The organism is Streptomyces sp. MAR4 CNX-425, assembly GCF_048656465.1.
Classification (GTDB): domain Bacteria; phylum Actinomycetota; class Actinomycetes; order Streptomycetales; family Streptomycetaceae; genus Streptomyces.
The window spans coordinates 111,969-132,705 of the sequence record NZ_JBMDLF010000005.1 but is presented as its reverse complement, the minus strand read 5'-3'; the positions used below and the strand labels follow the sequence as shown (position 1 = coordinate 132,705).

General features: G+C 73.6%; 18 protein-coding genes and 1 tRNA gene. 8 read left to right on the top strand and 11 right to left on the bottom strand.

Annotated features, from left to right (window positions below; all coding sequences use genetic code 11):
* Positions 1-8 precede the first annotated feature (8 nt).
* The 3 genes from gyrA to ACHZ99_RS16135 all read left to right on the top strand — a co-directional run bounded on the left by gyrA (position 9) and on the right by ACHZ99_RS16135 (position 3,615).
* Entirely contained in the window at positions 9-2,645 is a 2,637-nt protein-coding gene (gene gyrA, locus ACHZ99_RS16145) for a DNA gyrase subunit A (protein WP_420305294.1), read from the top strand.
* A gap of 3 nt (positions 2,646-2,648) precedes the next feature.
* Positions 2,649-3,473, top strand: a complete 825-nt coding sequence (locus ACHZ99_RS16140) for a DUF3566 domain-containing protein (RefSeq protein ID WP_420305293.1) — start codon at positions 2,649-2,651, stop codon at positions 3,471-3,473.
* A 68-nt stretch (positions 3,474-3,541) separates the two neighbouring features.
* Positions 3,542-3,615: transfer RNA gene (locus tag ACHZ99_RS16135), tRNA-Ile, on the top strand.
* 64 nt (positions 3,616-3,679) lie between these two features.
* On the opposite strand, the gene ACHZ99_RS16130 is transcribed toward ACHZ99_RS16135, so the two are convergent.
* Positions 3,680-5,152: an MFS transporter gene (locus tag ACHZ99_RS16130; protein ID WP_420305292.1), complete on the bottom strand. Its 1,473-nt coding sequence runs from the start codon at positions 5,150-5,152 to the stop codon at positions 3,680-3,682.
* Positions 5,153-5,323: 171 nt separating this feature from the next.
* Between ACHZ99_RS16130 and ACHZ99_RS16125 the strand changes: the two genes are divergently transcribed.
* Positions 5,324-5,458 carry a DLW-39 family protein gene (locus tag ACHZ99_RS16125; protein ID WP_018838829.1) on the top strand — a complete coding sequence of 45 codons (135 nt, stop codon included), beginning with the start codon at positions 5,324-5,326 and terminating at the stop codon, positions 5,456-5,458.
* A gap of 477 nt (positions 5,459-5,935) precedes the next feature.
* Complete coding sequence (locus ACHZ99_RS16120) at positions 5,936-7,453, top strand: hypothetical protein (protein WP_420305291.1); 1,518 nt, start codon at positions 5,936-5,938, stop codon at positions 7,451-7,453.
* An 8-nt stretch (positions 7,454-7,461) separates the two neighbouring features.
* Here the strand turns inward: ACHZ99_RS16120 and ACHZ99_RS16115 are convergent, their stop codons facing one another.
* The 7 genes from ACHZ99_RS16115 to ACHZ99_RS16085 form a co-directional block, all read right to left on the bottom strand.
* Positions 7,462-9,150, bottom strand: coding sequence for a protein kinase domain-containing protein (locus ACHZ99_RS16115; RefSeq protein ID WP_420305290.1), 1,689 nt, complete (start codon positions 9,148-9,150; stop codon positions 7,462-7,464).
* Between the two features lie 19 nt (positions 9,151-9,169).
* Positions 9,170-9,715: a DNA-binding protein gene (locus tag ACHZ99_RS16110; RefSeq protein ID WP_420305289.1), complete on the bottom strand. Its 546-nt coding sequence runs from the start codon at positions 9,713-9,715 to the stop codon at positions 9,170-9,172.
* Positions 9,716-9,896: 181 nt separating this feature from the next.
* Positions 9,897-10,706: a class E sortase gene (locus ACHZ99_RS16105; protein ID WP_420305288.1), complete on the bottom strand. Its 810-nt coding sequence runs from the start codon at positions 10,704-10,706 to the stop codon at positions 9,897-9,899.
* A 41-nt stretch (positions 10,707-10,747) separates the two neighbouring features.
* Positions 10,748-12,148, bottom strand: a complete 1,401-nt coding sequence (locus tag ACHZ99_RS16100) for a class E sortase (RefSeq protein WP_420305658.1) — start codon at positions 12,146-12,148, stop codon at positions 10,748-10,750.
* A 1,130-nt stretch (positions 12,149-13,278) separates the two neighbouring features.
* Entirely contained in the window at positions 13,279-13,965 is a 687-nt protein-coding gene (locus ACHZ99_RS16095; RefSeq protein WP_420305286.1) for an aminodeoxychorismate/anthranilate synthase component II, read from the bottom strand.
* The gene (locus ACHZ99_RS16090) at positions 13,962-14,210 is read right to left on the bottom strand and encodes a hypothetical protein (protein WP_420305688.1); all 249 of its coding nucleotides are present in this window, start codon (positions 14,208-14,210) and stop codon (positions 13,962-13,964) included. Before ACHZ99_RS16090 ends, ACHZ99_RS16095 begins: the two co-directional genes overlap by 4 nt.
* An 81-nt stretch (positions 14,211-14,291) precedes the next feature.
* Positions 14,292-15,053: a DUF881 domain-containing protein gene (locus ACHZ99_RS16085; protein WP_420305285.1), complete on the bottom strand. Its 762-nt coding sequence runs from the start codon at positions 15,051-15,053 to the stop codon at positions 14,292-14,294.
* 128 nt (positions 15,054-15,181) lie between these two features.
* Between ACHZ99_RS16085 and crgA the strand changes: the two genes are divergently transcribed.
* Positions 15,182-15,439, top strand: a complete 258-nt coding sequence (gene crgA, locus ACHZ99_RS16080; protein WP_420305284.1) for a cell division protein CrgA — start codon at positions 15,182-15,184, stop codon at positions 15,437-15,439.
* Between the two features lie 297 nt (positions 15,440-15,736).
* Here the strand turns inward: crgA and ACHZ99_RS16075 are convergent, their stop codons facing one another.
* Positions 15,737-16,636: a rhomboid family intramembrane serine protease gene (locus tag ACHZ99_RS16075; RefSeq protein ID WP_420305283.1), complete on the bottom strand. Its 900-nt coding sequence runs from the start codon at positions 16,634-16,636 to the stop codon at positions 15,737-15,739.
* Between the two features lie 125 nt (positions 16,637-16,761).
* The gene (locus ACHZ99_RS16070; protein ID WP_420305282.1) at positions 16,762-17,283 is read right to left on the bottom strand and encodes a peptidylprolyl isomerase; all 522 of its coding nucleotides are present in this window, start codon (positions 17,281-17,283) and stop codon (positions 16,762-16,764) included.
* A gap of 181 nt (positions 17,284-17,464) precedes the next feature.
* On the opposite strand from ACHZ99_RS16070, the gene ACHZ99_RS16065 reads away from it, so the two are divergent.
* On the top strand, positions 17,465-18,289 hold the full coding sequence (locus ACHZ99_RS16065; RefSeq protein ID WP_420305281.1) for a DUF5324 family protein: 825 nt from the start codon (positions 17,465-17,467) through the stop codon (positions 18,287-18,289).
* An 83-nt stretch (positions 18,290-18,372) separates the two neighbouring features.
* On the opposite strand, the gene ACHZ99_RS16060 is transcribed toward ACHZ99_RS16065, so the two are convergent.
* Positions 18,373-19,503, bottom strand: a complete 1,131-nt coding sequence (locus ACHZ99_RS16060; RefSeq protein ID WP_420305280.1) for a ricin-type beta-trefoil lectin domain protein — start codon at positions 19,501-19,503, stop codon at positions 18,373-18,375.
* Positions 19,504-19,956: 453 nt separating this feature from the next.
* Here ACHZ99_RS16060 and ACHZ99_RS16055 point away from each other — a divergent pair, with 453 nt between their 5' ends.
* Positions 19,957-20,613, top strand: a complete 657-nt coding sequence (locus ACHZ99_RS16055) for a hypothetical protein (protein WP_420305279.1) — start codon at positions 19,957-19,959, stop codon at positions 20,611-20,613.
* Positions 20,614-20,737: the final 124 nt, after the last annotated feature.

The window sequence follows — 20,737 nt, the reverse complement described above, 5'->3', positions numbered from 1 at the left end:
GACCCGCAATGGCCGACGAGCTCACTCCCCAGACTCCCGACCCGCAGCCGGACGGCGAGGGCGACGACGGCGGCACCGTGCTGCGCGTGGACGCCGTCTCGCTTGAGACGGAGATGCAGCGCAGCTATCTCGACTACGCGATGAGCGTGATCGTCTCGCGTGCGCTGCCCGACATCCGCGACGGCCTCAAGCCCGTGCACCGCCGCGTGCTGTACTCGATGTACGAGGGCGGCTACCGCCCCGAGCGCGGCTACTTCAAGTGCGCGCGCGTCGTCGGCGACGTGATGGGCAACTACCACCCGCACGGCGACTCCGCGATCTACGACGCGCTGGTCCGGCTGGCCCAGCCGTGGTCGATGCGCATGCCGCTGGTCGACGGCAACGGCAACTTCGGCTCCCCCGGCAACGACCCGGCCGCGGCCATGCGGTACACCGAGTGCCGGATGGCGCCGCTGGCCATGGAGATGCTCCGCGACATCGACGAGGAGACCGTCGACTTCGGGGACAACTACGACGGCCGCTCCCAGGAGCCCACCGTCCTGCCCGCCCGCTTCCCGAACCTGCTGATCAACGGCTCGGCGGGGATCGCGGTCGGTATGGCGACGAACATCCCGCCGCACAACCTGCGCGAGGTCGCCGAGGGGGTGCAGTGGTACCTGGAGCACCCCGGGGCGTCGAACGACGAGCTGCTCGAAGCGCTCCTGGCGCGCATCAAGGGCCCCGACTTCCCCAGCGGCGCGCTGATCGTCGGCCGCAAGGGCATCGAGGAGGCGTACCGCACCGGCCGCGGCTCGATCCCGATGCGCGCGGTCGTCGAGGTCGAGGAGATCCAGGACCGGCAGTGCCTGGTGGTCACCGAGCTGCCGTACCAGGTCAACCCGGACAACCTCGCGCAGAAGATCGCCGACGGCGTGAAGGACGGCCGGCTGACGGGCATCGCCGACGTCCGGGACGAGACCTCGTCGCGTACGGGCCAGCGGCTGGTCATCGTGCTGCGCCGGGACGCCGTCGCGAAGGTCGTGCTCAACAACCTCTACAAGCACACCGACCTGCAGACGAACTTCGGCGCCAACATGCTGGCGCTCGTCGACGGCGTGCCGCGCACCCTCTCGCTGGACGCCTTCATCCGCCACTGGGTCGACCACCAGATCGACGTCATCGTCCGCCGCACCACCTTCCGGCTGCGCAAGGCCGAGGAGCGCGCGCACATCCTGCGCGGCCTGCTGAAGGCCCTCGACGCCATCGACGAGGTCATCGCGCTGATCCGCGCCTCGCAGACGGTCGACGTGGCGCGCACCGGCCTGATGGACCTGCTCCAGATCGACGAGATCCAGGCGAACGCGATCCTGGAGATGCAGCTGCGCCGGCTGGCCGCCCTGGAGCGGCAGAAGATCACCGCGGAGCACGACGACCTCCAGGCGAAGATCAACGACTACAACGCCATCCTCGCCTCCCCCGAGCGGCAGCGGCAGATCATCAGCGACGAGCTGGCGGCGCTCGTCGCCAAGTTCGGCAACGACCGGCGCACCCAGCTCGTGCCCTTCGACGGCGACGTGTCCATCGAGGACCTCATCGCCGAGGAGGACATCGTCGTCACGATCACCCGCGGCGGCTACGTGAAGCGGACGAAGTCCACCGACTACCGCGCCCAGAAGCGCGGCGGCAAGGGCGTACGCGGCACACGGCTGCGCGAGGACGACATCGTCGACCACTTCTTCGTCTCCACCACCCACCACTGGCTGCTGTTCTTCACGAACAAGGGCCGGGTCTACCGCGCCAAGGCGTACGAGCTGCCGGACGCCGGCCGCGACGCCAAGGGCCAGCACGTCGCGAACCTGCTGGCGTTCCAGCCCGACGAGCACATCGCCGAGATCCTGGCGATCCGGGACTACGCGGCCGCCCCGTACCTGGTGCTCGCCACCAAGGCCGGGCTGGTCAAGAAGACCGTCCTCAAGGACTACGACTCGCCCCGGCAGGGCGGCGTGATCGCGATCAACCTGCGCGAGATGCCCGACGGCTCGCCGGACGAGGTCATCGGCGCCGAGCTGGTCTCGTCCGAGGACGACCTGCTGCTCGTCAGCAGGAAGGCCCAATCGATCCGGTTCACCGCAACGGACGAGGCGCTGCGCCCGATGGGCCGCGCCACCTCCGGTGTGAAGGGCATGAGCTTCCGAGAGGGGGACGAACTCCTCTCGATGAATGTCGTGCGGCCCGGTACGTTCGTGTTCACCGCCACCGACGGCGGGTACGCGAAGCGTACAAACGTGGACGACTACCGCGTTCAGGGACGAGGTGGGCTCGGCATCAAGGCGGCGAAGCTGGTGGAGGACCGGGGCTCGCTGGTGGGCGCGCTGGTGGTGGAGGAGCCGGACGAGATCCTCGCCATCACGCTCGGCGGCGGCGTGATTCGTACGCGGGTCGACGAGGTCCGCGAGACGGGCCGTGACACCATGGGCGTCCAGCTGATCAACCTGGGGAAGCGGGACGCGGTGGTCGGCATCGCGCGGAACGCCGAAGCCGGCCGGGAGGCGGAAGAGGTCGAGGAGGCCGCCGACGCCGCCGAAGCAGCGGACGCCGCCGACGCAGCCGGGAGCACGGCCGCCGGGGTCACGGGCCCCACCGCGGACGGTGAAGGCGAGGAGTAGGTCGTGAGTGGAGCCACGGGCGCCGGTGCCGGTCCGGCAGGGGCCGAGGGGTACGCGCAGCCGGACCCCCCGCCCGGTCCGGACGGCACCGGCGCCGGCGCCGGCGGGCGCGGCGGCCGGCGCGGACGCAGACGCGGCGCCACCGGCTCCGCGGGCCCCGGGGGCCCCGAGGCGGACCCCCAGCGCCACGCGTACACGTACGACAGCGCCCCCGAAGGCCCGATGCCCCCGCCGACCGCCGCCCCCACCGCCCCGCCGACGCCCCACCACCCGCCGCAGGCGTACACCCCGCCGCCCGGCACGGCCCCCGGCGCCGCCGGGGCGCCCACGGCCGTGCACGGCGGCCAGGCGTACGAGCAGCAGGGCCAGGGCCCCCCGCCGGGCAACGGCCAGCCGCAGGCGCACCAGACGGCCGCCGGCGTACGCAGGTCGCGCACCGGCGCCCGTACGGTGCCCCGCACCCGCAAGGCGCGGCTGCGGATCGCGAAGGCCGACCCGTGGTCGGTGATGAAGGTCAGCTTCCTGCTCTCCATCGCGCTCGGCATCTGCACGATCGTGGCGGTGACGGTGCTGTGGATGGTGCTGGACGCGATGGGCGTCTTCAGCACGGTCGGCGGCACGATCAGCGAGGCCACCGGCTCGGACGAGTCGGCCGGCTTCGACCTGGAGTCGTTCCTCTCGCTGCCCCGGGTGGTCGCCTTCACGGCGGTGGTGGCGCTGATCGACGTGGTCCTCGCCACGGCGCTGGCGACGCTGGGCGCGTTCATCTACAACCTCTCCGCGGGCTTCGTCGGCGGCATCGAGGTCACGCTGGCGGAGGACGAGTAGCGCCGCTCGCGGACGGCCCCCGGCGATTTGGGCCCGGGCTCCGCGGTGGGGTAATCTCTGTGCAGCGCGCGGCTATAGCTCAGTCGGTTAGAGCGCATCCCTGATAAGGATGAGGCCCCAGGTTCAAGTCCTGGTAGCCGCACCGGAAACGTCGAAGGGCGCCTCCTCGTTGCGAGGGGCGCCCTTCGGGTTTTCCGCCGGGGTTCCTAGGCGGGTGCGCGCCCGCTGGTGGCGCGGCGTGCCCGGGGGAGGAGCGGGACCAGGAGCATCGACGCGGCGGTGATGAGGCCGGCGGCCAGGAAGGCGCGGGCGTAGCCGTCCTCCGGGGTGCCGTGGTCGGCGGCGGAGGCGGCGACCGTGCCCAGGATCGACAGGCCCAGCACCGCGCCGATCTGCCGGGAGGTGTTGACCAGGCCGGAGACGCCGCCGGCGTCCTGCTCGCCGACGCCCGAGGTGGAGACGTCGGTCAGCAGCGCCATGAGGATCGCGATGCCCGCCGCCATCGGCAGCGCCGGGCCGAGGATCGCGGACGTGAACGTGCCGTCCGCGTCGAGCACCGCCGACTGCCACACGAAGCCTCCGCCCGTGAGCAGCCCGCCCGCCACCGTCATCGTGCGGCTGCCGAAGCGGGCCGTGAGCCGGGGCGCGAGCTGGGAGGCGAGGACCAGGGCGGCGGTGTGCGGGAGGAAGGCCAGGCCGGTGCGGATGGCGCTGTAGTCGAGGACGGTCTGCATGTAGAGGGTGAGGAAGTACCACATGGCGAACGCGCCGACCATGCTGACGAGCGTCACGACGTTGCCGACGGCCACCGCGCGGATCCGGAACAGCCGCAGCGGCATCAGCGGCTGCGCCGTCCGCGCCTCCACGGCGACGAAGCCCGCCAGCGCGGCGAGCCCGGCCAGCAGCGGCAGCAGCGCGGAGCCGGAGGACCAGCCCGCGGACTCGGTCTCGGTGATGCCGTACGCCACCGCGCCGACACCGCCGGTGACGAGGACGGCGCCGGGGAGGTCGAGGGCGGGGCGGTCGGCGTCGCGGTGGGTGTCGCGCAGCCACAGCAGGACGACGGCGCCGACGGCGACGCCGACCGGCACGTTGATCAGCAGCACCCAGCGCCACGACGCCAGGTCGGTGAGCACGCCGCCGATGAGCCCGCCGGTGGCGCCGCCCGCGGCGCCGACCGCGGTCCAGGCGGCGATCGCGCGGGTGCGGGCGGCGCCCTCGGGGAGGGCGCGGGTGAGCAGGGAGAGGGTGACGGGCGCGAGGAACGCGGCGCCGATGCCCTGGGCGGCGCGGGCGGAGATGAGGACGGCGTCGCTCTGCGCCAGCCCGCCGGCGAGGCTGGCGCCCGCGAAGAGGGTGAGGCCGGCGAGGTAGACGCGCTTGTGGCCGAAGAGGTCGGAGAGCCGGCCGCCGAGCAGCAGGAAGCCGGCGAAGGTGAGGGCGTAGCCGTTGACGACCCACTGCAGGGCGCCGCCGCTGAGGTGGAGGCCGTCGCGCATGCTGGGCAGGGCGACGTTGACGACGGAGACGTCGAGGACGACGAGGAACTGCCCGATGTACGAGGCCAGCAGCACGGGCCACAGGCGGGACGGCGGCGCGGCGCCGGCGGGTGCGGCGGTGGTACGGGTGGGTGGGGCGGGGGTGCCGCCGGTCTTGTCGGTGGTGTCGGTCGTCGTCATGACCGTCATCGTGCGCGCGGGGCGGCCCGCCGCGGATCGGGCGCCGGACGGAACCCGGCCGGGGACCTTGGTCCTAGTGCGCGGGTCCGGTTCGAGGGCGGCTCCGGTGTCGTACGTGCTGTGTATCATCGGGCTTCGTAGTCCATGTTTCCGGAAGGACGAGGTAGCGCGGTGAAGAAGCTGTTCCTGATCGCATTGGCCGCTCTGGGCGGGCTTCTCGTGTACCGCCAGATCCAGGCGGATCGTGCCGAGCAAGACCTGTGGACGGAGGCGACCGACTCGGTGCCCTCCTCCTCGGGCGTCTGAGACGCGAGAGACCCGATCGGGGCCGCCCGTGCGCCGGGCCGGCCCCGGGCCCTGCCCCGGCCCCGCCGTGAACGCGGCGGTGCGGCTGGGGCTTCGGCATGACCGGGGCGCTGTGGCCCGACCGTGACGCAGACCCTCTGTTATTTGCTGCTGCACACGCTTTGCGGTGCATGAGCACATGGCGGAGAACGCGGGGGCCATGCCAGGGGGACCGTGCCCACCGGTGCGACCCGCGGCGCTCGCCGACCGCACGACGCCCGTCTCGCCATCCCCGTCGAGGAGCTGGACCGGGCCCGCATCCAGGAAGCCGTAGCAGATGTGAAGCCGAAGGGCACCACCCCCGTCGGCTCCTCCCGCTGGGCGGCAGGATCGCGGGGGGCGTGCTGCTCCCCGGCGCGGGGTCCGCTTTCGTGGTCGTACGGAACCGCGGGCGGGCCGCCGCGATACCGGAGACGGGGGCAACGGCATGAGGGGTGGATGGTGAGGACGCGAACGAGCGCGGTGCCGGCCGTGGCGGTGGCGGTGGGTGCGCTGGCCGCGCTCCTGCCCGGAGCGGCGGCTGCGTCGGCCGCGCCGGCGAACTCGCCGGTCGACGCCGGCCAGTACCGGATCGCGGCGGACGCCGAGCCCGTCGAGGGCTCCGCGAGCAGCGCGAACGGCGGGCGGCTGGCGGCCGGAAAGACGTACACGGACGCCATCGGCCCGGAGGAGCAGCTCTACTACAGCGTCACGCTCGACGCGAAGTCGACCGCCTGGGTCTCGGCGGTCGCCGTCCCCCGCCCCGGCACCAAGGTGGACGGCAACGACGGCATCGAACTCGCCCTCGCGGCCAAGGACGGCACGCCGTGCGGCATGACGTCCCGGGTCGAGTTCGACGAGGACAACGCCGCGCGCCCCATCGCCAACCACGTCCGGCGGCTGATCCAGCCCGACGGCGAGTGCCAGCAGGCCGGGGTCTACGACTTCACCGTCACGCGCGAGGGCGAGGCCACCGGGGGCCCCGAGGACTGGGTGCTCGAACTGCGCTTCATGGAGGAACCGCCGCTGGCGAAGGCCGCCTCCACCACCCCGCCGGAGCCCGAGTCCCTCCCCACCGAGCAGCCGCCCCCGCCGACGGCGAAGGCCGAGCCGCGCACGGGCGGCACCGGCTTCAACGACGCGGTGGGCATCGACCAGGGCGTGTGGTCCGACCGGATCAAGCCGGGCGACACGCACTTCTACCGGGTACCGCTCGACTGGGGCCAGCAGCTCTTCCTCACCGCCGAGTTCGGCACCACCCGGGTCACCGACCCCTCCGACTACGCCTCCCGGGGCGTGGGCCTCGACTTCTACGACCCGGCCCGCGGGCACGTCGGCTCGTACGCCCAGAGCTACTACGGCGACGAGCCGGCCGCGGCTCCGCTCGGGGCCCCGCCCATCGCGTACGAGAACCGCTACCAGAGGTACCTGCCCGGCATCGGCAACACCGGCGTCGCCGGGTGGTACTACCTCGCGGTGACCGTGACCGACGAGGTCGGCGAGTTCACCGCCGGGGGCGGCGTGCCGGTGGTGCTGCGCACCACGGTCACGGGCGAGCCGAAGGAGGGCCCGGTCTACGACGGGGACGCCGCGGCGGCCGGGTTCGGCGTCACCGACGAGGACCGGGACACGGCCGCGGCGGGCAGGCCGGCCGACGAGGACGGGGACGGCGACGGCGCCGGGAGGACGATCCTGGCGATCGCCGGGATCGGCGCGGGCGTGGTGCTGCTGGCGGGCCTGGGCCTGTGGACGCTGCTGGCGCGGCGCCGGGCGGCGCCGGGCGCGGGTCCCGGGCCGGGATCGGGTGCGGGGCCGGGTGCGGGGCCGCGGGTGGCCGGCGAGGACACGCGGACGGCGCCCGGGGTGTACCCGGACGGGCCGCCGCAGCCGGGCGGGCCGTACGGCGCCCCGCAGGGCGGGCAGCCGTACGGGGAGGGGTACCCGCCGCCCGGGCCGCAGCAGAACTGGCGGCGCTAGCGGGGGCGTCAGCCCGTGGCCAGCGCCCAGACGCCGGCCGCGATCAGCAGCACGGCGAGCACGGCCACCGGGACCGCCACCTTTGCCGGCGGCCCCGGTCGCCGCGGCGCCCCGCCGACGCCCGGCGGGTGGGCCGGGTGCGGCGGGTGGAGGTGCGGCTGGGGATGCGGCTGGGCGGTTGTGTACGGAGCGGTGGGGGTCGGCGTCGGCGGCTGCGCCGCCGCGGGCGGTGCGATGCCGTAGCTGGTCGCCTCGGCGGGTCCCTGCGGGGGCGGCGGCTCGGTGCCGGGCCCCGCGGGCGCGGGTACGTGCCCGGTGGTGCCTGTGACGCCGGGGGCGCCGGGGGCGTACGCCGGGCCGGGCGCGCCGGCGCCCGCGAGGCCGGGCGCGCCCGCGGGCCCCGCCGGGGCGGGTGTTGCGGCGGGATCCGTACCACCGGCAGAAGCCGCGTCCGGGCCCGGACTTGCGTCGAGACCTGGACCTGCGGCAGGGCCCGGGCCTGCGCCGAGACCCGGGTCTGTGCCCGGTATCGGACTTGCGCCGAGACCTGGACCTGCGCCCGATACCGGACCCGCGCCGGGGCCCGGACTCGCGCCGAGACCTGGACCCGCGGCCGGTACCGGACCCGCGCCGAGACCTGGACCTGTGCCCGGTACAGGATTCGCGCCGAGACCCGGACCTGCGCCCGGTACCGGACCCGCGCCGAGACCCGGACCCGCGCCCGATACCGGACCTACGCCCGGTACCTGACCCGCGCCCGGCCGATCCTCGCCGCCGTACCCCTCCGCCCCGTCCGGCCGTTCCGGCCGCTGAGGCCGCTCCGGGCCCGTCGGCCCGAAGCCCGCCGGTAGCGGTCCCAGCTGGTCGAACACCTCCACCGGCTCCTCCGCCGGATCCAGCTCCGGCAGCAGCTCCGCCGCCTCCGCCAGCGCCTTCCGCGTTCCCGTCGCCGTCTTGAACCGCGCGTCCGGGTCCGGCTGGAGCAGGCTCGCGAGCACCTGCCACAGCGGATCCGGCACCCCCGCCGGGGCCGGCGGCACACCGTGGTTCAGGAACGTCTTCACCAGCGCTTCGCTGTCCGGACGCTCCCCGGACAGCAGGTACAGCGCGAGCAGCCCCACCGCGAACAGGTCCGCGGGGAAGTCGGGTTCCGCGCCGAGCATCTGTTCCGGCGCGAAGTAGCCGGGGGTGCCGACGACGAAGTTGGTGTCCGTCAGCCGTGGCTCGCCTTTGCGCATGGAGATGCCGAAGTCCGAGAGCCGGAGGTGCGGCCGGGCGGTGCCGGTCGCCTCCAGCAGCACGTTCGCCGGTTTGATGTCGCGGTGCACGACGCCTTCGCCGTGCACCGCGGCCAGCCCCGCCAGCAGCTGGTCGAGCAGCAGGCAGACGAACCGCGGCGGGAGCGGTCCGTAGTCGCCGATCAGGTGGGCCAGTGAGCCGCCGCGCACCAGGTCCATCGTGAACAGCACTTTGTCGTCGTCCGCCGCCCAGCTGGCGGGCGCCAGCACGTGCGGGTGGTCGACGCGTACCGCCTGCTCGCGGACGAAGCGCAGCAGCGTGTGCGCGTCGCTCTGCTGCAGCACCTTGGCCGCCACATAGCGCCGCCGCCGGTGATCCCAGGCGCGCCAGACCGCGCCCACCCCGCCCCGGCCGATCGGATCGATCAGCTCGTACCGCCCAGCGAAGACCTCACCCATGCTGCCGTGCCCGCCCCTTTTACGACTGGTGCGCTTCGTAATGTGCCACCGCGTCGGCGGTGCGGCCGGCGCCGTACACCCGGAGGAACTCCGCCAGTTCCGGATGGGTCGGCCCGAGCCGGTCCGCCGCGTCGATGATGTCACCGGCCGCCGCCACCGAGCGCAGCAGCGACTGGATCTCCCGTACGACCCGGCGGACCGTCGTCGACCCCGTCGACGACTGCGTCTGGGCGGTGCCCAGCACCGCCCCTCCCGCGCTCTTGCGGATGCCCTCCATCCGTTCCGCCGCCTCCGCGGCGGAGACGCTGCCGCTCGACACCTCCGCCGCCAGCTCCTGCAGTGCCTGTACGCGCTGCACTACCGACGGGTTGCCGATCTTCGCCCGCTGTCCGCTCATGAGCTGCGACAGCATCGGCGCCGAGATACCGAGCACGGCGGCCAGCCGTGCCTGGTTGAGACCGAGATCGTCGATCAGTCGCCGGAACAGCACGCCCAGCGGTTCGCCGTACCAGCTTCGCTGTAGCTCTCGTGCGCGTTCGCTGGTGTCCTGCCGTGGAGCTCCCATGCCGTGCGGCCTCCCCAGATGTCCCCGAGTCCAGATTCGCGCTTGCGAACTGCATCCTACGGAGCGGGACCGCGCCCAGACAGACCTCGGGGCGGTGAGATAAGCGGGACGCGTTCCTCCATGTCCGCGCGGGTCTACGCGTGCCACTCGCGGGGGCCGTACGGGGGCGTGTCCGGCGCGTTCAGGAGAGCTCGGGCGGCGGGGTGCGCTGCTCGTCGACGCGCTCCACGCGCTCCAGCTCGCCCCACACGATGTAGCGGTGCTGGGAGGTGTACATCGGGGTGCACGTGGTGAGGGTGATGTACCGGCCGGGCTCGGTCTTCCCGGATTCCTCGGGGATCTTGTTCAGCACGCCGGTGTTGTACTTCGAGGTCTCGGAGAGGATCGCGTACGTCTTGTAGACGTACCAGCGGTCCTTCGTCTCGAAGACGATCGGGTCGCCCTCGTCGATGTCGTGGATGTCGTGGAACTTGGCGCCGTGGCCGTCGCGGTGCGCGGCGAGCGAGAAGTTGCCGCGGCGGTCCCAGGGCATGGCCGACTTCACGGGCTCGGTGTAGTAACCGGCGACGCCCCTGTTGAGGTCGTCGGTCGCCGTGCCCTTCCGTACGAGGATGTTCTCCTCCATCGCGGGGACGTGCAGGAAGCCGATGCCGCCCTTGAGGTCGCCGATGGTCACCGGGCGGGGCTTGCCGTCGTCCGGGGTCTGCTCCCAGGAGTCGCGGAGGTCGTCGGACATGCGCCCGGCCTCGCGGTTGGCCTGGATGTTCGTCCAGTACAGGGAGTAGACGACGAAGAGCGCCATGAGGACGCCGACGGTGATCAGGACCTCGCCGAAGAGGCTGACGACGGTAGCGGCGAGGCCGCGCCGCCCGGCGGCGCGGCGGCCGGCCGGCGGCGCGGCCGGCGGCGCGGCCGCGGGCGCGGCCTCGTCGCCACCGGTCTCCGCCGCGGGCCCGCCGGGCACGTCCCGCTCGTCGTCCGTCGCTGCCACCGCATCCCCGTTCGTTCCGTCCCGCTGTACCGCCGTCCCGCTCAGTCGACGAGCGCGTCCGGCTTGCCCTCGCTGCGCGGACGCTCCTCGACCATCTTGCCCCAGACGATAAGCCGGTACTTGGACGTGTACTCAGGCGTACAGGTCGTCAGTGTGACGTAGCGGCCCGGCTCGGTGAACCCCGAGCCCTCGGGCACGGGATTGATCACGTCGGTGTTCGACGGCGACGTCGACGGGAGCGTGTTGGCCACCTCGTATATGTAGTAGGTGTCCTTGGTCTCGACGACGATCTCCTCGCCCGGCTCCAGCTTGTTGATGTAGCGGAAGGGCTCGCCGTGGGTGTTGCGGTGCCCGGCGACCGCGAAGTTCCCCTTCTCGTCCCACGGCATCGCGGTCTTGAGGTCGCCCTCCGCGTAGTGGCCGAGGAGGCCGCGGTCCAGGACCTTCTCCTTGTCGATGCCCTGCGCCACCGGGCGGTTCACGTCCAGGGACGGGATGTGCATGATGGCGAAGCCCTCGCCCGCCTCGAACGCCCCCGGGTCGCGGGCGTCCTCCTTGCCCGGCCCCTCGCCGCGGCTCCACTGCTCCTCCAGCTGCTGCGCCTCCTGCCGGGACTCGCGGTTGGCGAGTACGTTCGTCCACCACAGCTGGTAGACGACGAAGAGCAGCATCAGCACACCGAGGGTGATGAACGCCTCGCCGGTGATCCGGCTGATCAGCACGGTGCGCTGCTGCTTCGCGGCGCGGGCGGCCTTGCGGGCGGACATGCGGGTGCCGAGGGCGCGGGCGACGTTCAGGGACATCGTCTGAACGGTGCGGTCCTCGCGGTCGCCGCGGCCTTCGGCGCGGTCGTCGCCGGGTATGCCGCGGCGGCGGGTGGTGGGGGCGGTGCCCCAGGTGAGGCGCTGGTCGGCGTCGGGGTCGGCTGCCGGGCCGGGGGCCGGGTCGGCCGTCCGGTCGGGGTGCCGGGGCGGCGCGGGGTCGGCCGTCGCGGGGCCGCCCGGTCCGGGGCCGGCCGTTGCGTGGGCCGCGGCGGAGAGGTCGCCCCACGGGGACGGGTCGCGGTGGCCGGCGGCGGGGCCGGGGGAGGGGTCGGCCGGGGCGGGGTGCGCGGGCGGCGGGGTCGCGGCGGTGCCGCCGGCGTGGCGGCCGTGGGTCGGCGCGGGGTACGGCCGCTGCTCCTCGACGGCGGGCCGGCCGGCGTGCCGGCGCGGGGCGGAGGCGGGCGCGGACGTGGCGCCGGGGAGCGGGTCGGTGAGTGGGTCGGTGAGGGGGTCCCCGGCGGGGGGCGTACGGTCGCCGCGCGGTGCCGGGGCGGCGCCGAGGGGGTCGGTCAGCGGGTCGGTGAGGGGATCGCCGAGCGGGTCGGTCAGCGGGTCGCCGGTCGCCGCGGGGCGCGGGGCGCCCAGGGGGTCGGCGGGGGCCTGGTCGTAGCCGAGGATCCCGGGGGCGTACGAGGCCGGCTGCTGGTCGTACGCCGGGGTGGTCTCCCCGTACGCGGCCGCCGGCGGCGCCTCCGCGTACGGCGACGGCTGCGGGCCGCCCTCGTAGGTCGACGCGGGGTACTGCGCCGAGGTCCCCTCCCGCGGCACCATCGCCGCCCGGCCGGGGGCCCCGGGCCCGGCTCCGGGATCCGGCGCGGGCGGGCCGGGGCGACCGGGGGCCGGTGCCGGGTCGTTCCGCGGGGCAGGGCTCCGGGCGGCGTACCCGGAGGGCGTGCGGCCGTCCGCGGCGGCAGCCGCGCCGGGGGCGCCGGGGGCGCCGTGGTCGCCGTCGGGGCGGTAGAGGTGCGGGCCGCCGTCCGGGGGCGCGTGGTCGCCGGGCGCGGTACCGCCGCCGGGGGTGTCCGGCGGGGTGTGCGGACGGAACCAGCGGGACACCGCGGAGGTCGGGGAGGCCGGTGAGTCGGGGCGGGGCTCCAGCGGGCGCGGGCGCAGGTCGTCCGCGTGCGCGGGCTCCTGCCGCGGGACGTGCGTCTGCGGGCTGTGCGGACCCTGCGGGCTGTGCATGTTCTGCGGGTGCTGCGGGTGCTGCGGGTGCTGCGTGTTTGGCGGGTAACCGGCGCCCGGCGGCGGGGCCTGGCCCCGCGGGTCGTACTGCTGCTCCGCCCGCGGCTCCGCGCCGCCGGTCCGCTGCGGCGGCAGGGGGTCGCCGCGGAGCGGGTTGCGGTGGGCGTACTCCGGCAGGTGGCCCTGCTCCAGCGGGTCCGGCCCGCCCGTACCGGCGCCGTAGCGGGCGCCCTCCGGGGCGTGGCCGCCGGGCCCCGCGCCGTAACCGCCGGTCCGGGCGTCCGGCGCTCCGGGCCCTCCGGGTGCCCCGGTCGTCCCCGCCGCCCCCGGTTCGTACGCCCCGAAGCCGTCCCCCGGCCCGCTGCCGCCGCCCGCCGCACCCGCTCCGCGGCCGCCCGCCTCGCGGCGCGGCAGCGGCGGGCGGCCGCCGCCGGAGTGCGGGTCGGCGGCGTCCGGTGGCTGGACGGGGGCGCTCGGGTCGGGGTAGCCGCGGTGACGCGCTTCGCGCCCCGGCGCGCGCTCCTCCGCGCGCTCCGGGGCGCCGCCGCCCGGCCGGGTGTCGGTCACCCCGGGGTCCCGGCCGACCCGCCGCCCGCCGGCGCCAACCGCCCCGCCGGCGCCGGCCCGCCCGTCACCGGCGCCAGCCCGGTGGACCGTGCGACCGCCCCGGCGTCGCCGCACTCCACGAGCCAGTTCGCCAGCATCCGGTGGCCCCACTCCGTCAGCACCGACTCCGGGTGGAACTGCACGCCCTCCACCGGCAGGTCCCGGTGCCGCAGGCCCATCACGAGCCCGGTGTCCGTCTCCGCCGTGACCGCCAGCTCGTCCGGCAGCGTCTCCCGCTCGACGGCGAGCGAGTGGTACCGCGTCGCCGTGAACGGCGACGGCAGCCCGGCGAACACTCCCGCGCCGCCGTGCGTCACCGGCGAGGTCTTGCCGTGCAGCAGCTCCGGCGCCCGGCCGACGACGCCGCCGTACGCGACCGCCATCGACTGCACCCCGAGGCAGACCCCGAAGACCGGCAGCCCGCGCTCCGCGCAGTGCCGCACCATCTCGACGCACACCCCGGCCTGCTCGGGCGTCCCGGGGCCCGGCGAGAGCAGCACGCCGTCGAAGCCGTCGTCCGCGTGCCGCGGCGTCACCTCGTCGTTGCGCAGCACCTCGCAGTCGGCGTCGAGCTGGCACAGGTACTGGACCAGGTTGAAGACGAAGCTGTCGTAGTTGTCCACGACCAGAATGCGCGCGCTCATCGCGGGGCGGCTCCCTCGTCGACGGTGACGTCGTTGAACGGCAGCAGCGGCTCGGCCCAGGGGAACACGTACTGGAAGAGCAGGAAGACGATGCCGAGCACGAGGACGAGCGAGATGACTGCCCGCACCAGCGCGTTGCCCGGCAGATGCCGCCAGATCCAGCCGTACATGCGTCCCTCTTCGCCGATCTTCGCCGTTGTCCGTATGTGCCCGTGCTCGCTGTCGAATTCGTCCGTACGAGTCACCAGACTAACGACCCGCGCCTCCCGAGGCGGTGGGCTTCCCACGTGCCACCGGTCACGGTGTCTCCCCGGCGGGCGGCCGGCTCACTCCACGGGGCGGGCGTGGTGCAGGTCGGTGGTGCCGGCGTAGCCGGGGAGCCGCACCGAGTCGTGCGGGTCGACCTCGTAGCCGAGGCCGTACGCCTCCACGTAGCGCTTGTAGTTCTGCACGGCGGGCTCGGCGTCCAGGGCGGCCTGGAGGTCCTGGCGGTCGCCGACGGCGGTGATCTTGTACGGGGGCGAGTACACCCGGCCCTGGAGGATCAGGGTGTTGCCGACGCAGCGCACCGCGCTGGTGGAGATCAGCCGCTGGTCCATGACCCGGATGCCCTCCGCGCCGCCCGCCCACAGGGCGTTCACGACGGCCTGGAGGTCCTGCTGGTGCACGACGAGGGTGTCCGGCGTCGGCTCCGGCACGCCGGGGATGAGCGCCGTGGCGTCCGGCGGGGCGTCGGTGAGCGTCACGGTGAGCCCGGCGCCGCTGACCGGGGTGGCCCCGGCGGCCCGCTTCACCTCGCGCAGCCGCTTGCCGGGGGCGGTGCCGGCGCCGTGGTCGCGCTCGGCGAGGGCGTCGACCTCCTCGCGGAGGGAGGCGTTGTCGCCGTCGAGGCGCTGGTTGGCGCGGTCGCGCTCGTGGATGAGGTCGGTGAGGCGGAGCATGGAGGCGTCGGTGCGCAGGTTGGTGCCCTGCGCGGTGTTGAAGCTGGTCCAGAAGATCAGCCCGGCGAGCCCGAAGGCGGCGAAGGTGAACAGCCGCGCGGGCCTGATACGGAGCCGCATACGGGGCCGCTGTGCGGAATTGGTCACCGTACCCTTGTCTCCTTACCCCCGGTGGAAGGACTACGCTAACGGACACGCCCGGGGAAGGAGCCGCCCCCGCGGCTCGGGGCCTCCCCGACAGGCCCGAAACCGCAGCGTCGACAGGAGAGTCCCTCGTGCCGAAGTCACGGATCCGCAAGAAGGCCGATTACACCCCGCCGCCGCCGAAGTCGGGTGAGTTCAAGCTGTCCGGCTCGGGCCGGAGCTGGGTGGCGCCCCTGATGCTGGCGTTGTTCGTCATCGGACTCGCCTGGATCGTCGTGTTCTACGTCACGACCGGGGACCTGCCGCTGGACGCCATCGGCAACTGGAACATCGTCGTCGGCTTCGGCTTCATCCTGGCCGGGTTCGTCGTCTCGACGCAGTGGAAGTAGCGCCGCCGGCACGCTCGGCGGCCCGCCGTGGACAGAGTTATCCACAGGTCATCCACAGCTGTGCAGAAAGCAGAAGATCTGTGGATAACCTCAGCGCGGTTGACGCCGGTCTGACCGCGGTACACCGTCCGGACCAGCGGTGATCCCCCGTCCTGCCAAGGAAAACGCAGACGTGTTCGATATCGAACGGCTGTCCCCACGGTACGCACAGGATCGCTGACTACCTGTGGACAACTTCGGGCGTGGCTGCTTGCCCACCCTCTCAACGCGCCCGCGGCCCGCGGGTTACGCCGATCGTCAGGTCAGCTGCACGGTGCGGATCACGACCACCGCGACGACCGCCAGCAGCGCCCCCGCCGCCACCGCCCGCTGCACCAGCAGCCGCCGCTCGCGGGGCGCGTGCACGAACCCGTACGCGACCGCCGTGCCGATCACCAGCCCGCCGATGTGGCCCTCCCAGGCGATGCCCGACCAGGTGAAGGTGAAGACCAGGTTGATCGCCAGCAGCACCAGCACGGGCCGCATGTCGTAGTTCATCCGGCGCATCAGCACCGCGGTGGCGCCGAAGAGGCCGAAGATGGCGCCGGAGGCGCCGAGGGCGGCGTCGTTGGGCGCGGCGATCAGATAGAACAGCGCGCTGCCGCCGAGGCCGGAGAGCAGGTAGAGCGTGACGAACCGCAGCCGGCCGAGGGCGGCCTCCAGCGGCGGCCCCAGGAACCACAGCGCCAGCATGTTCAGCGCGATGTGGGCGACCGCCTCGTGCAGGAAGACGGAGCTGAGCAGCCGGTAGTAGTCGCCCTCCGCGACGCCTTCGAGCGAGCCGTCGTAGGTGAAGAACGCCTTCCCGACGAGGATCAGCGGGTCGGTGACCCGGTCGCCGCCGGAGAGCACGGCGAGGAAGACCGCGAGGTTGAGACCCAGGATGATCTTCGTGATCAGCCGCGGGTCGGCCGAGGTGACGCCGCCCGCGAGCGTACGGGGCGCGCTGGCGTCCGGCGCGTGGCCCGTACCGGAGCCGCCGCGGACGCAGTCGGGGCACTGGAAGCCGACCGACGCGCTTATCATGCACTCCGGGCAGATGGGCCGGTCGCAGCGCGTGCAGCGCACGCCGGTCTCGCGGTCCGGGTGCCGGTAGCAGCCGGGCAGCCCGCTCTCCCCGGCCGGCTTCCCCACGCCGTCTCCCGGTGCCTGGTCCATCAGCTACCCGCGTCCCCTCTGTTCTCCGCCCGCCCCGTCCCGCCCCGCCGCGGCGCTCCGCCCGCCGTGCCCCCTGCCGGTGGTACGACGGGCGGAGCGCTCAGGTTCCCTCGGCTCGGCTCGGCTCAGCGCCGCGTGACCGTGACCGACTCGATGACCACGTCCGTCTTCGGGCGGTCCCGCTCCGTCGGCACCGCCACGATCGTGTCGACGACCTTCTTGCCCGCCTCGTCGGTGACCTCGCCGAAGATGGTGTGCTTGCCCGTCAGCCAGGCGGTGGGCGCCACGGTGATGAAGAACTGCGAGCCGTTGGTGCCGGGGCCCGCGTTCGCCATCGCCAGCAGGTACGGCCGGTCGAACGACAGGTCCGGGTGGATCTCGTCGCCGAACTCGTAGCCGGGGCCGCCGGTCCCGTTGCCCAGCGGGTCACCGCCCTGGATCATGAAGCCACTGATGACGCGGTGGAACACGGTGCCGTCGTACAGCTTGTCGCGGGACACCGCGCCCGTCGCCGGATGGGTCCACTCGCGCTCGCCGGTGGCGAGCTCCACGAAGTTCTTCACCGTCTTCGGCGCGTGGTCCGGCAGGAGCCGCACCTCGATGTCCCCGTGGTTCGTCTTCAGGGTGGCGTAAAGCTGCTCAGCCACGATGTGCCTTCCTTACGGAATCATTTGCGTCCCCCGATCCTCGCACGCCCGCGCGCGCGATCTGCCGCATCCCGGCAAGTCAGGGATGTAGCAGAACATGCCGAGTCGGGCGAAGCCGGGCATGATCTGTACTCAGGTGGACAGGCGAACAGTGCCACCGTTTCGCGAGGAGGTAAGTTCCGTGACCCGCAAGAACGGCACGCGCCCGGCCACTGGCACGGCGAAGCACAGCGTGCAGCACGCGGCCGGGGTGGTGGCCCCGTACGCCGCCTCCGCCCGGGACCAGTACACGCAGCTGGCCCACGAGGCCCGTGAACGCCTCGGCCCGAAGGTCTCCGACCTGGCCGAGAGCGCCCAGGTGGCGTACGGCGCCCACGTCGCACCCCGGATGAAGAAGGTGCGCCGGGCGATGCCCGACGAACTCGACCGGACCGCCGGCGACGCCGCGCGCCGCGCGCGCGAGGCGGCGGCGTACGCCACCCCGCGCATCGTCGGCGCCGCCGCGGCGACGAAGGCCGCCGCGGCGGCCACGAAGGCCGCCGCCGCGCCCGCGACCCGCGAGGCCGCCGCCCGCGGCACGGCCGCGCTGTCGGCGCTGAAGGGCGAGGTGAGCCCGGAGGAGATCGGCGAGCTGGCGCGCAAGCGGCACCGCCGCGAGGTCGTCGGCCGTACGGCCAAGGGCACCGTCGTCGTCGGCGCGCTTGGCGCCGGGGCGGTCGTCGCCTGGCGCTGGTGGGACCGCCAGGTGAACCCGGACTGGATGGTCGAACCCGACGACGCCACCGAACCCGACGCCGACGCCTCCACCACCCGCATCGTCGACGACACCGAGTACCTGGACCGCGAGACCCGCATCGACCGCGCCGACGCCGGCCCCGACCCGGACGCCCAGGCCCGCCAGGCGGCGGCGGACATGGACGCCGAGGGCGGCGGCACGGCCCGCTCGGAGGCGGGCGACCCGACGGACACGAGCCGCGCCTACTACGAGCGCGAAGACGACCTCTGAGCCGGGCGCCCTCCGCCGTACGCGAACGCGGAAGCCCCGCAGGGCCCGGGACGGGGCCCTGCGGGGCGCTGCCGGACGGCGGGCTACGGACGGGCGGGGGCGGTCCAGCGCTGGGTGGCGGAACCGTCGCACGTCCGGATGACCAGCCGGGTGCCGTCCGCGGTGGCGCCGTTCTCGGTGTCGAGGCACTTGCCGGTGGCGGGGTTGACCAGCGCGCCGTTCTCCGCCCGCCACTGCTGGTTGGCGCGGGCGTGGCAGTCCCAGCTGATCACCCGCGTGCCGTCGGCGGTGCCGGCGCCGTCGATGTCGAGGCAGGAGAAGTCCTTGGCGCGGATCGCGCCGTCCTGGGACATCACCCACGCCTGGTTGCCGCCCCCGTGACAGCTCCAGAGGACCACCGATCCGTCGGACGCGACGTCGGCGCACTTGTCCGCGGCGCCGGTGATCGGCCCCATCACCGAGTTGCCGATGCCCAGCGTGTGCCGGGCACCGGAGCCCGCCGCGGTGACCGCGGCGCCGTCATCGGGGAAACCGGGGCAGGTGTTGGCCTTGGTGCCGGACAGCCGTGCGGTCACCGTCCCGTCGTTGCCCGTCGGGGCGTCGAACCGGGCGCGTGAGTAGGGCTCGGTCTGGCACGAGGACCGGGAGTCGCTCCAGCGGTAGTACTCCACCCAGCTCACCGAGGACGGGCTCATCCGGTCGGAGCCGACCCGGATGCTGCCGAGCTTGAACGAGGAGCCGGTGGCGGTGTCGGTGACGGTCATCCCCCACCAGCCGGACCCCTCGGCGCGGTAGTGGAAGCGGTAGGTGTGCCCCGGCGTCCACTTGTGCCACATCCGGCAGCTCATCCCTTCGCCCTCGCCGCCGAACCGCAGGCACCAGCTGCCCTCCGAACCGGGCCGGGCCTCGGACGTGTCCCAGACGGAGAACAGGAACAGGTTGGAGTCGGCCCGGGCGTTGGTCTGCATGCCCGCGTAGCCGCCGGGCCCGTCGACCCAGCTCACCTGGTTCGACCAGTAGATCTGGCTCTGCTGCCCGGGATGCTGCTCGACCGTCACCCCGTACGCGACGTCGGACAGCCCGGTCGTCCCGTCGAAGTTCCAGTGCGAGTAGGTCCCCGGTGTCTCGCCGGCCTGCGCGGGGGGCGCGGCCACCGTGAGCGCGAACGCGATCATGGCGACGAACACCGCGACCCGCCTCATTGCCCTGAACATGTTCCTCCTCGTGGGGTGGGAATTGCATGAACATGACATTTCCTGGGCGAAGGTGCCGCCCGTCCTGCGGCAGCTGCCGGTCAGCACTCATACCAGCGGACTCCGGCCGCACTGTCCATGGACTTTCGCCACCCACGGCGCGGACTCCACGGGAACGCCGATCACGAAGGCCCCCGGGAATCAGTCCCGAGGGGTCCCCGTCCTTAGCTCCGCCCGCGGCGGGTGACGGGCCGGGCGCGAGCGATGACGCGGTGCGCCTCCGCGCCGTACACCGCGGACTCGCGCGTAGGCGGGCACCGTGTACGTCGCCGGCCGCGGCGGCCACCATCGCCCGCCGGCAAGCCCAAGAAGGGCTGAAGCGCTCACTCCGGATAGGGCCGACCGGCCCATACCTGACACACCTGACACCCCCGTAATGTCCCGACGCTCACCACCATCAGGGGGGATCACCACATGACGCACCCGCAGCAGCCCGGACAGCCGAACCAGCCGAGCTACGGCTACCCGCAGCAGCCCACGCAGCCGTACGGCCAGCAGCCCTACCCGCCGCAGGGCTACTACACCCCGCCGCCGCCACCGAAGCGCGACAAGGGGAAGATCATCGGTTTCTCCGTCATCGGCGTCATCGCGGTCATCGTCGTCATCAGCGTCATCGGCGCGGCCGTCGGCGGCGGGAGCGACGAGGACAACGGCACCTCCGACACCGCCAACAACGCGCCCGCCGACCCGAAGCAGGAGCAGCCGGGCGGCAAGGCCGAGGACAAGCCGGAGCCGGCCGAGGACAAGCCGGAGCCGAAGGAGGAGCCCGAGCCCGCGGACGACACCGCGGTGTTCAAGGTCTGGGGCGAGGCACCGGACGGCGTGAACGTCACGTACGGCAGCGACAGCGACACCCGCGACGGTACGTGGAAGGGCAAGTTCGAGGCTGAGCTGCCGGTCAACGGGGACGACGACATGTTCTTCAACGTCTTCGCCCAGCTCAACGGAAGCGGCGACATCTACTGCTCAGTGACGATCGGCGGCGAGACCGACGAGGCACACGCCTCCGGCAGCTACAACATCTGCGATGCCCAGCTCAGCTCCGACTTCACCGGCGGCTGGACCGGCTGACCTGCCGCGCCACGCCCCGCGGGCCGCCCGCTGCACTCCCGCGCCCGGGGGCCGGACGGCGACGTGGACTCCGATCATGGGAACGCCCCCCGGAAGATCCCTTCCGGGGGGCGTTCTACGCCGC